Here is an 11,918-nt window from a genome sequence, read left to right as displayed (position 1 = left end):
GGCGGTTGGCACGGGCGTTTTAGCGACCGGAGCCGTAAAAGTATTAGGTAACACTAAAGAAGGTGCGAAAAATCTGGCAGGAGAATTGAGGGATGCCTCAAAACCCCTGTTGAGCAATGCTAAACCTAATACCAATACCGTAACTGGCTTGATGGAAAAAGAAGCGTTGTATATAGAGCGCAATTCGGCAACAGCGACTGTCAGTGCCGCAGAAACCGGTATTCAATGGGGAAAGGGTAATATGAAGCAAGGTATGCCTTGGGAGGATTATGTAGGAACACAGCTTCCTGTCGATGCCAGATTACCGAAGAACTTTAAAACTTTTGATTATTATGATGGTGTAACCAAAACGGCAGTTAGCGCGAAGTCAATGGATACTCAGACTATGGCAAAACTGACCAAGCCAAATCAGATATATAGCTCGCTTAAAGGAAATATTGATGCTGCTTCGTTGTTCAAGACTCATACTTTATTAGATAGGAAATTGAATACGGGAAAAATCAGGGTGTTAAGGTCACAGTGACACAGGTGAAATGATGATATTCAACAAAGATCAGGATTATTGGGCTGGTTGCTACAGCACTAATGAGTTTTTACTTATTGAAACTTATTCTGGATTGGGAATGGTTGGGGTCGATCCTTTATTTCCCCGCCATCTACTTGCACCAGATGCTAATAATAAAGATATCGGTGAAACACTGATACAAGCTCTGTCAGATAGTCGAACATTAACTTCTCTTGATGAGCGTGTGGTTTTTTTTGATCTTGGAAAGGGAAAAGAGAGATATAACGAAAAAGTAGGCATGCTCATGGAGAGGTATGGTTATAAAACTAAACGCGCCTTATTCAATGGCATGAAAAACTGCACTATTCATTGTATTAATGGCTTAATAAGCATTGAGCCAAGCTACCACGAAAAGCTTGAAGCTTGGAGCGGTGATAGAATTAAAGAATCTGATTATGTTGTTCTTCCGATAGATAGTTCTTCGGAGGAAATTGGAGCAGCTCTTAGATTGGCTTTTAGTCGTTGTATCGGTTAAATCAAGATCCCAGCCATAAAAAAGCTGGGATTTTTTCCCTTTTTGGTTGTTCAGCAAGCTGTTTTCTTTTCGGTGATTAGTTATCTAAGGATAAAAAAACAGGTATCTATTAATACCAGATTTTGAAAAGGTACAGAGTAACTAAAACGGCTTATTTCCATCATGTTTAATGTATTTATCAATAATACTATCCTTCGCTTATTTTACATTTAACTGTCCTGCCATAACCATTTAAAAGCCCGAAAAAAGAGATATTAAAGCTTTTATATAAAAGACGGATTTAACTATAAATGCAGTTTTTTAAATGACGTTAACCATTAACAGAAAACTTAAAATAAATCAGCGAAAAAAAGAATATTTTCCGAAAAAAAAGAGGTGTATTTATACCACCAAGCTATTTGTAGATTGATTTATGAAGATAAAAGACTTATAAAAACAGTTCATAATTGCCAGTAAAACAACGCCAGTAAAGATAAAAAGCGAATATGATTAAACGTAAAACACAATATGCCATGATGATTAAACTTAATGAAAAGCAAGTATTAAAAGCAGTAAAAACAACGGTTAAAACCTTATAATACTGATTAAAACCCGCAATTTTAAAAATGGTTTTTAATAACAGTTTAAAATATTCCTATCATAAATCTATCAGTGAAAATGAGAAAAATAATTGGCTTTATTAATGCTTATATACCCAAGAAACTTCAAGATGCAGTTTTTAGCACCTGAAAATGGTCATTAATTCTAGATGTCAGCGAGTCCGCTATATCAGGTAGCGTTGTGGTGAAAAATTTGAACACTTTGTCTCGAAATTCATGTTTATCAGCGAAATAACGGTTATTTCGAACATGTTCATTCATGACCTTCCATAATCGCTCTATCGGGTTTAAATTGGGGCTGTAGGGAGGAAGGTAATGTAACTCAATATTGCTGACATAAGCCCAGTCCTTCACAAGATGCGCTTTGTTGTAACCCGCTCCATCCACAATAAGATGAATTTTTTGATGATACTCAGGATAAGACTTTCTTATTTCATTGAAAAAACAGCAAATGTTGTAGTCATTGAGGGTTTGATATTCCTGGAACACCGTATGACCAATGGCATTCAGGTTGAGTGCACCCAATATATTCAGGCGAGTTCGGCTTCCTGTTGTTTTGACTGTTTTTTTCTCGCCTTTTCGCATCCAGCCATAACTGAGTTTGGTGCCTTGAGTCGGGTGAACCGCGTCAAGAAAGAGGATGGGTTCGTCTTTCGCGGCGACTTTAAGATTTTCATAATATTCAATAAATTGTCTCTGTTTTTCTGCCTCGAATTTATGAGGGACACCACAAGGTTTTTTATAAGAGAAACCCTGACGGTGTAGCCATTTATTCATGCCTGGAATGCTAAAGGTAATATTCCAGAGCTGAGCAACATAGGCCACGATTTCATGGGTGTGATGGAAAAGATGTTGAGATAAATGGTTGATTAAAAAATCAGTTTGTTCTCGGGAAAGCAAACTATCAGACCCCCCATTATCAGATTTCAGTTTACCTTGATTAAGGTAATCACTGATATGGCGGTCAACAGTGGTCTGATGGAGTCGCAATGCCTGGGCTATCATGACAGAACTCCAGCCTTCAGAAGCCAGAAGGATAGCTTTTATTCTGTCTCGTACTTGACCATCACGAGTGGTGTCGTGAAGACGCTCAAGTTTGATTTTTTGTTCTGATGTAATAAATATTTTCATAGCGAGGATAATGATCTCCATTTCGGATAAAATCAAGCATCTTCAATGATTACGGGTATATACTACGGATAAAAGGACAAAAAAATATTAATCGGTTAATCAGACAATCTATTTTCCAAAATAAACTGATTTTAATAATTTTTTCAACCGGTTAATAAACTTTTTCATAAACCAGTTAAATAGTTATTTATGGAAAAAAGGAATAACAAAATACGCAAATAAATAACTTAACTGAATACGAGCTGGATGACTTACAGCGCTATTGTATTGAATTTATTATGCAATACCGTGATACATTAAATACATCCATTTAAACTTGTTTTACAATATTTTATCTCGTTTAATAGCATTGCTTTTCTACCGTTTGATTTAAATCATGTCTCTTTTTATACCTTAAATGTTATTTAACGCTAAAATCAATTCATGTCGTTTTTTTCAAGCTTTTCTCAGAGTTTAAACTTTACTGAATTAACCTTTTTATCCATTTTTTATTGTACTATTTCTTTATGGCTTACTTAGTAAAATAACGACTAGAAAGCTTTTGAATACTCATTTATTCAGATGGTGGATTCACATAATAAGTACAACACCGTTAATCTGGAAGTAAACAGGTTAATAAGGAAAACAGTCAGTATTATTATTTGTAATAAAAAACCTCGTTATTTTCAACGAGGTTTTTCAGCGATCTGAGACAGATATTTTATCCGTCTGTGGAATATCAATTAGTTTAATTCATCAACCAGAGTGATTGCACGGCCAATATAATTTGCCGGCGTCATTGTTTTCAGGCGTATTTTCTCTTCTTCGGGTAAATCCAGCCCATCAATAAAGGTTTTCATTCCTTCAGCATTGACGCGTTTACCACGAGTGAGCTCTTTCAGCTTTTCATAAGGCTTTTCGATACCGTAGCGACGCATGACGGTCTGGATAGGTTCAGCAAGGACTTCCCAATTCTTATCCAGCTCATCCAGCAGATGCTGTTCATTGACTTCCAGTTTATTTAAGCCTTTCATTGTGGATTGATAAGCAATCAGAGCATATCCCAGACCAACGCCAAGGTTACGTAAGACGGTTGAGTCAGTCAGATCACGCTGCCAACGGGAGACCGGTAACTTGCTTGCCAGATGACCAAGTACGGCATTTGCCAGCCCCAGATTACCCTCAGAGTTTTCGAAATCAATCGGATTGACTTTGTGTGGCATCGTGGAAGAACCAATTTCGCCGGCAACCGTTTTCTGTTTGAAATGGTTGAGTGCAATATAACCCCAAATGTCACGGTTGAAATCGAGCAGAATCGTATTGAAACGTGCAACGGTATCAAACAATTCGGCAATATAATCATGAGGTTCGATTTGAGTCGTGTAAGGATTCCATTTGATACCCAGTGAAGTCACAAATGTTTCACTGAACTGGTGCCAGTCAACCTGCGGGTAAGCCGCTATATGAGCATTATAGTTACCTACTGCGCCATTGATTTTGCCTAATATTTCGGTTTGCTCCAGTTGGCGATACTGGCGCTCCATTCGGTGAGCAACGTTGGCAAACTCTTTACCCACAGTGGAAGGCGTGGCAGGTTGACCGTGAGTACGGGACAACAGCGGCAAATCCCGATATTCAGCCGCCATTTTTTTTATGGTGTCAATTATCTGGCGCCATTGTGGCAAAATGACTTCTTCACGGGCTGTTTTCAGCATCAGTGCATAAGACAGGTTGTTAATATCTTCAGAAGTACAGGCAAAGTGAATAAATTCGGCAACTTTATGCAGCGCTGGCACATCGGCAACTTTCTCTTTCAGAAAATATTCCACTGCTTTGACATCGTGGTTAGTCGTGCGTTCGATCGTTTTGATACGCATTGCATCCTGTTCATTGAAATTGGCGATAATTTCATTCAGGTAAGCGTTTGCGTCCGCATTAAAAGCGGGAACTTCTTTAATTTCAGCACATTCTGCCAGTTTTTGCAGCCAACGTACTTCAACTTGCGTGCGGAATTTCAGTAAGCCAAACTCACTAAAAATGGCACGTAATGCGCTGACTTTATCGCCGTAGCGGCCATCAATCGGAGAAACAGCAGTCAGTGAGGATAATTCCATTGGTAGCAACTCCCGGATTTTATTTAACAATGAGCAAGAATATCTTTCGCCTGTTGGAGCAGGCGTTGACGAGAAAACATTAATTGCCAGCGACTACCGCCAACTTGCTGCCATAAGACAGCACAACGGACCCCTGCCAGCAGAATAGCCCTGACTTTCGCTTGTACCAGTGGATTGCGCAGAACATCAGGGGAACCTGTCACCTGGATCCTTGGGCCTAATGGGCTGACAATATCAACATAAATACCGGCCAACGCATTGAACATGCCTTCTGACATGGGTTCAAAATAAGTCTGTTGGCGCTCTAACTGGTTAATGCGGTTGCCAAGTGCGTTGGAAGCGTCCCGATTGTCATTCAGGCGGCGTTCCAGTACCATCAGGCTTAACATATAGCGGGTAATATCGGCAGAAAGACTACTGTTAGAGCCATTGAACATCCCTAGCATGACATCCAGCCCAATTTGCAGATTGCGTTCATGTTTGCCAAACACATCTAAAACAGATGCTGGGTTGGTGTTCAGAATGCTATTAACCATAGTTGCAACCGCATCGGTATCACACTGGTTTTCGTGAGCAAGTTGCTGGACCAGACGGCTTGACTGGCAAATTCCCGCCAGAGCCAGTGTAATGTTGTAATAATTCTTTGCCACAATTACTCCTGCAAACGTTGTTCAATCACGCCACCGCCAAGACAAATTTCCCCCTGATAAAAGACGGCTGACTGGCCGGGGGTGACTGCGGCGACAGGGTTAGCAAAACGGACTTCTATTTTGTCTTCGTTTATTGGTGTGACAGTGCAAGGAATATCCTGCTGGCGATAACGTGTTTTAACCACGCAGCGGATTTCTTCTGTCAGTGGTTGTCTGTCAACCCAATGAAGCTGTTGAGCAATAAGGCCGGCAGACATCATGCGGGGGTGTTCGTGTCCCTGAGCTACGATCAGAATGTTATTTTGAACATCTTTGTCTATGACATACCACGGCTCTTCACTGCCTTCTTTAGTTCCGCCGATCCTCAAGCCTTTACGTTGACCCAGTGTGTGGTACATCAGCCCCTGATGCTCGCCAAGAGTTTCTCCATCTACCGTCATAATTGGCCCCGGTTTGGCGGGCAAATAACGGCCAAGGAAATCACGGAATTTGCGCTCACCGATAAAACAGATACCCGTGGAATCTTTTTTCTTTGCCGTCACCAAACCGATTTTTTCAGCGATACGACGAACTTCCGGTTTTTCCAATTCACCAATAGGAAATAAGCTTTGCGCGATTTGCTGGTGGCTCAGGGTATATAAAAAGTAGCTTTGGTCTTTATTGTTATCGAGCCCACGCAATAATTGGCTCTTACCGTTAATATCTTTGCGGCGGACATAATGACCTGTAGCGATATAATCCGCCGCTAAATCTTCAGCGGCGAATTCCAGAAATGCTTTAAATTTAATTTCTTTGTTGCATAGAATATCTGGGTTAGGGGTTCTGCCAGCTTTATATTCAGAAAGGAAATGCTCGAAAACATTATCCCAATATTCGGCAGCAAAATTGACAGTATGAAGTTCAATACCCAATTTATCGCAAACGGATTGAGCATCGGCCAGATCAGTCGCGGCTGAACAGTACTCTTCATCATCGTCCTCTTCCCAATTCTTCATGAACAAGCCAGCCACTTGATAACCTTGCTGTTGCAGCAGGTATGCGGAAACGGAGGAATCTACACCGCCGGACATGCCGACAATGACTTTTTTCTGGCTGTTATCTGACATGGGAATCTCACTGGAGAAAAAAACAAGCGCCGTACTTTAACACGTTGTAAACGGGGGTGCATTAAACTCATCACTGTTTTGCTATTAATTAACCGGAGAGACATAGCTATCCAATAGGGTGAGAGGATGTTTTTCATTTTGCAGGTAACAGCGGATACTTTCTGCGACGAGTGGTGAACGCAGACGATCACTCTTTAATATTTGTTCTGCCGTAACCCAGTGGCAGCAGTCAATATCACTGTCCTGTGGATGGGGAGCGGTTTGCTGTTCCATTTCGATCAGAAACAGAAAGCGGATAAAGGGGGTGCTGTCTGGTGCAACCCACTGATAAATTTTCAGCAGCGCTTGTGGTTTAGCCCGGATACCGGTTTCCTCCCATAATTCACGCTCTGCTGCCTGCAATAGCGTTTCATCCGCTTCAAGATGACCTGCGGGTTGATTCCATAATGCTTTGCCATTAATTGTCTCTTCAACCACCAGGAATTTATTCTGGGCATGGACAACACAGGCAACGGTAACGTGGGGGTTAAACAAAATCGATCTCCTTCCATTCACCGGGTTTCATCTCGTCTAATTGCCAGTTTCCCAGACTAAAACGGATCAACCGAAGTGTAGGGAAACCAATATGTGCTGTCATTCTGCGCACTTGGCGGTTTCGACCTTCGTAAAGTGTTATTTTTAACCAGCTCACAGGAATGCTTTTACGTTCACGAATCGGTGGATGACGATTCCAAAGCCATGTGGGTTCATGAACTAACTCGGCACCTGAGGGCAAAGTAGGCCCATCCTTTAAAATAATACCGCCCCGCAGTTTATCGAGTGAAGCTTCATCCGGAACGCCTTCGACCTGAACGTAATAAACCTTGGCGGTTTTTTTATCCGGTTGAGTCAGATGTGCCTGAAGTTTACCGTCATTAGTCAAAATCAATAATCCTTCACTGTCACGATCCAAACGTCCGGCGGCATACACATCGGGGAACGGGATAAAATTTTTCAGTGTTGTTCTGCCCATTTCATCGGTGAACTGGGGCAAGACATCATAAGGCTTGTTAAATATCAACACCCGGCGAGGCCCTGTTGGTTTTTTGACAGAATGTGATGTTTTTCTTTGGCTGAATCGGTTAAGTTTGTGTTTTTTAACAGAGAAATTTGTCATCATAGATCACTAAGCGAAATGGGGTCGGTATTATACATTAGTCTGCTATCGATTGGCGTTTGCAGAATATTCAAGTAGTATTGACAGGTCCCTTACAAAAAATTAACAAGGTATTACGCTTACTTGAAAGGAGAGGTTAATGGAAAGCAAAGTAGTTATTCCGGCGGAAGGTAAAAAAATAACAGTCGACGCTAAAGGTAAACTGGTTGTTCCGAATAACCCGGTCATCCCTTATATCGAAGGGGATGGGATTGGTGTCGATGTTACCCCTGCAATGTTGAAAGTTGTCGATGCAGCGGTTCAGAAAGCCTATAAGGGTGAGCGTAAAATTTCCTGGATGGAAATCTACACCGGTGAAAAATCTACTCATGTATACGGTAAAGATGTTTGGTTGCCGGATGAAACTCTGGATCTGATCCGTGAGTACCGCGTCGCCATCAAAGGCCCTCTGACGACGCCGGTTGGTGGTGGTATTCGTTCTCTGAACGTGGCATTGCGTCAGCAATTAGATCTGTATGTCTGTCTTCGTCCTGTTCGTTACTACCAGGGAACGCCAAGCCCGGTTAAACAACCTGAACTGACCGATATGGTGATCTTCCGTGAAAACGCAGAAGATATTTACGCCGGTATCGAATGGAAAGCAGGCTCTGCGGAAGCGGATAAAGTGATTAAATTCCTGCAAGACGAAATGGGCGTGAATAAAATCCGTTTCCCACAGCAGTGTGGTATTGGTGTGAAACCCTGCTCTGAAGAAGGCACTAAACGCCTGGTTCGTGCTGCTATCGAATACGCGATTGATAATGACCGTGAGTCTGTCACGCTGGTTCATAAAGGCAACATTATGAAGTTCACCGAAGGGGCTTTCAAAGACTGGGGTTACCAGCTTGCGCGTGAAGAGTTCGGCGGTGAACTGCTGGATGGCGGTCCTTGGGTGAAAATTAAGAACCCGAAAAATGGCAAAGAGATCATTGTTAAAGATGTAATCGCAGATGCTTTCTTGCAACAGATTCTGTTGCGTCCTGTTGAATATGACGTTATCGCCTGTATGAACCTGAATGGCGATTATATTTCTGATGCACTGGCTGCTCAGGTTGGTGGTATCGGTATCGCTCCGGGGGCAAATATCGGTGATGAATGCGCTCTGTTTGAAGCAACTCATGGTACAGCACCTAAATATGCGGGTCAGGATAAGGTGAACCCAGGTTCGGTTATTCTTTCCGCTGAGATGATGTTGCGCCATATGGGGTGGACAGAAGCCGCTGATCTCATCATTAAAGGCACGGAAGGCGCGATTGCGGCGAAGACTGTCACTTACGATTTCGAGCGCTTGATGGAAGGCGCGAAGCTGCTGAAATGCAGTGAATTTGGTGACGCTATTATCCAGCATATGTAATCCGTGATCTTCTGAAAACTTCACGGTAGCTGATGTTTCCGTGGAGTTTTCTTGTTTCTTGAAACTTTTGCCATAGAACTCTCATAAAATAGCCATAAAAAACGTATTTGTTTATATTGCTATGATTTGTCAATTTTCCCTTATCATCATGTAGTTACCTGTTGTTTTTACACGTTTATGTCCTAATGATTGTATTGGAAAGATTCAAGTACCTAAGTGCGATGTTTTGTTGTTTTTGTTGAATGCAAAATTTTGCAAGTCACATATGCCAGAGTGTATACTGAGATTAATATTTGTTCTGTTTGATATTGAGGGGGAAAGATGAGTGACTCAGATGATAAAAAAATAGAGTTCAGCACGAGCGATGTGTTAAATGCTCTCTTGCATCGAGGGCAGAATATGCAACATCTTGCAACTCAGGAAAGTGTTGATAATCTGCGCCGTGAGAATGAGGCTAGCTTTACGTCACTTAAATCCGATATTAACCAGCGGTTTGAGGCTATGGATAAAGCCCTTAACCAACGATTTGAAGCTGCGGATAAAGCTCTTGATCAACGATTTGAAGCTGCGGATAAAGCTCTTGATCAACGATTTGAAGCTGCGGATAAAGCTCTTGATCAACGATTTGAAGCTGCGGATAAAGCTCTTGATCAACGATTTGAAGCTCTGGATAAAGAGTTTAATCAGCGATTCGGATCTATGGATAAAGGTGTTAACCAACGATTCGAGTCTGTGGATATGCGTCTTAGCAAACTTGAAGGTAAATTTGATCGTCTTCAGTGGTCTATTGTTGCTGCGACGCTGGCGTTTCTTTTTAAAGAATATATTTTTAAGGCGGTTGCTCTTATCCAGTAATCAGTTGTTTTTTTGGACTTTATTATTTTTTCTTCTTCATTCTCTTCTGCTACGGTGCCTTACCAGTTTATATCGGAATGGTACTGTAGCTGCATCTGTAACACGTCATATGGGCCGGATAATAAGTAGAGTATGACCTTCCCTTAGCGGGTTAGCAAGCTGTCAAGGGTGATTTTAGCGGGGGAATGCGATGCTATAGGGCGTCATTTTTATTTCAGTTTGGTCTGGTGACCGATAAGTAAACATAGAAGTTAAAACTGGATAGTTAATTTAATAGCTTGTAAAAATCTTTATGATAGATGTGACTAAGTAAAAACCGCTAACGGGAGTTTGTTCTCCCGCCGTTTTTATAACTGTAAATATAGTACTTATTGTATAATATTTGAATTGTTATGATTTAGTTATTATTTTCCTTATTAAGAATTTTTTCATATTCCTCCCAAACGACAGATAATGGTGAACTTAAGCAACAAATGGATATTGAACCCCCTGATGGAGGGTGGTATTCATATTTAGATCTCCCACGATAGACTCTTATAGGTAAATTGTTATCAGTAGGATTCTTCCTTTTTCTTCTTAACGTCATTCATAACCTCAACGTATATTGTTTAAATTATGGATTGAGAATACAAGTGAGATATTTTTGCAATATTAACTTCATAAACATGTTTTTTTTGTAAAAGATAACAAATGAAAATATTAGCAGTAGATAATAAAAGATCCAGTTTTATGTTGCATATAAGAGAAGTTTTTTCATATTTTTTACGAAATTAATTTCATTTTGAAATAATATTAATTGAAATTAATATGTAATGTTAACTAAGTATGAAGTAAATATTGGTTGTGGCTATGTATAGTTGAGTTAAGTGCATTGTTTTACAGATTAATGGGATTGTAATTAATCGTGAAAATATTAGTTTTGGAGAATTTTGATGCTTAAAAGTAAAGAAGTTGTTAAGGTAAATATTGAACAAGATTTTAGCAAAAAACATTGCCAACCCTCTAAATTGGAAAACTTGTTCGATAGTATGGAAAGCAGTCACTTAGGCTGTCTTTTCCTGGTTATATTAATGAATTGCTGAGTTGAGTTTTTTGTCGGTGATTTAACCAACCATTGACAGATAATCGAATTTGTATTTATGCACTGGAAAGCTACCAGATAATTGTTATTTATTTCCTTCCGACGACCAGAGAGTGGTCTGATTATTTTATAAAAAAAGATTTTGCTGTATTGGTTCCATTGTAATTTGACTTTAATTTATGTGCGGGAATATTGGGCAGTAACTTTACAGAAAATACAGTAATAGCAGAGATTGGCTATATATTCAGATAGTCAAAAAATAAGCGGGAATGTATTAATTGTGACCATATAAAGAAGTGCAGAATGTTCGTTAAAAACTTTTAATGTTAATTATAACTTAACTCAAATAATCAAAAGAAAAATATCATTTATTCTGTTGATTGGGTAAACTTATAGTTGCAGGGCAGTTATAGATTGACCTTTTTATTAGTTTTTTGAATGTTGTTTATTCATTGGGATGATATTTCAGGCATTAGCATAGGATATTGATATTTCATTGTGATCTGATGGGAGGTAGTGAGTTATCTTTTTGATTTTTAATGTTTTATATGATGATTTTTCCTATGCGAAATTTTTCTAAATTAATGACGATTTTTTTCTTAAAGCTGATAATCTGCTCACAAAATTAACCACAATATCTTATTTTTGAATCTTTTTTCTTGATATTAATTGCCTGTTGATTTAATTAGAATGCGATTCACAAATGGGAGGTGATAGATAATGGCGTGTATGAAGTTACTGACGGGCAATAGTTGATTGAATGGCATAATCTATTAACTATCGGCCAAGAAACAGGACATCAAACATTCATTTA

10 protein-coding genes are annotated in these 11,918 nt (G+C 39.9%); 4 read left to right on the top strand and 6 right to left on the bottom strand.

What is annotated here, in order from left to right; translation table 11 throughout:
* A partial coding sequence (locus C5471_RS03585; RefSeq protein ID WP_479687631.1) for an endonuclease toxin domain-containing protein occupies positions 1-523 on the top strand: 523 nt, incomplete at its 5' end.
* 13 nt (positions 524-536) lie between these two features.
* Positions 537-1,040, top strand: a complete 504-nt coding sequence (locus C5471_RS03580; RefSeq protein ID WP_133812682.1) for a contact-dependent growth inhibition system immunity protein — start codon at positions 537-539, stop codon at positions 1,038-1,040.
* 704 nt (positions 1,041-1,744) lie between these two features.
* On the opposite strand, the gene C5471_RS03575 is transcribed toward C5471_RS03580, so the two are convergent.
* From C5471_RS03575 to rluE, 6 genes are all read right to left on the bottom strand, one after another.
* Complete coding sequence (locus tag C5471_RS03575; RefSeq protein ID WP_133812683.1) at positions 1,745-2,770, bottom strand: IS630 family transposase; 1,026 nt, start codon at positions 2,768-2,770, stop codon at positions 1,745-1,747.
* A 722-nt stretch (positions 2,771-3,492) separates the two neighbouring features.
* The gene (gene purB, locus C5471_RS03570; protein ID WP_133812684.1) at positions 3,493-4,863 is read right to left on the bottom strand and encodes an adenylosuccinate lyase; all 1,371 of its coding nucleotides are present in this window, start codon (positions 4,861-4,863) and stop codon (positions 3,493-3,495) included.
* Positions 4,864-4,886: 23 nt separating this feature from the next.
* Positions 4,887-5,513, bottom strand: a complete 627-nt coding sequence (gene hflD, locus C5471_RS03565) for a high frequency lysogenization protein HflD (protein WP_133812685.1) — start codon at positions 5,511-5,513, stop codon at positions 4,887-4,889.
* Between the two features lie 2 nt (positions 5,514-5,515).
* Positions 5,516-6,619, bottom strand: a complete 1,104-nt coding sequence (gene mnmA, locus C5471_RS03560; protein ID WP_133812686.1) for a tRNA 2-thiouridine(34) synthase MnmA — start codon at positions 6,617-6,619, stop codon at positions 5,516-5,518.
* An 84-nt stretch (positions 6,620-6,703) separates the two neighbouring features.
* On the bottom strand, positions 6,704-7,153 hold the full coding sequence (locus C5471_RS03555) for an NUDIX hydrolase (protein ID WP_133812687.1): 450 nt from the start codon (positions 7,151-7,153) through the stop codon (positions 6,704-6,706).
* Positions 7,146-7,775, bottom strand: coding sequence for a 23S rRNA pseudouridine(2457) synthase RluE (gene rluE, locus C5471_RS03550; protein WP_133814181.1), 630 nt, complete (start codon positions 7,773-7,775; stop codon positions 7,146-7,148). Before rluE ends, C5471_RS03555 begins: the two co-directional genes overlap by 8 nt.
* Positions 7,776-7,914: 139 nt before the next feature.
* Here rluE and icd point away from each other — a divergent pair, with 139 nt between their 5' ends.
* Together icd and C5471_RS03540 are read left to right on the top strand one after the other, a co-directional pair.
* Positions 7,915-9,168, top strand: coding sequence for an NADP-dependent isocitrate dehydrogenase (gene icd, locus C5471_RS03545; RefSeq protein WP_133812688.1), 1,254 nt, complete (start codon positions 7,915-7,917; stop codon positions 9,166-9,168).
* 321 nt (positions 9,169-9,489) lie between these two features.
* On the top strand, positions 9,490-10,023 hold the full coding sequence (locus tag C5471_RS03540; protein ID WP_166295641.1) for a hypothetical protein: 534 nt from the start codon (positions 9,490-9,492) through the stop codon (positions 10,021-10,023).
* The last annotated feature ends 1,895 nt before the right edge of the window (positions 10,024-11,918 follow it).

Source organism: Photorhabdus tasmaniensis, assembly GCF_011189505.1.
GTDB classification, from domain to species: Bacteria; Pseudomonadota; Gammaproteobacteria; order Enterobacterales; family Enterobacteriaceae; genus Photorhabdus; species Photorhabdus tasmaniensis.
Note: the sequence above shows the minus strand (reverse complement) of the source record. Positions and strands in the feature narration are given on the sequence as shown.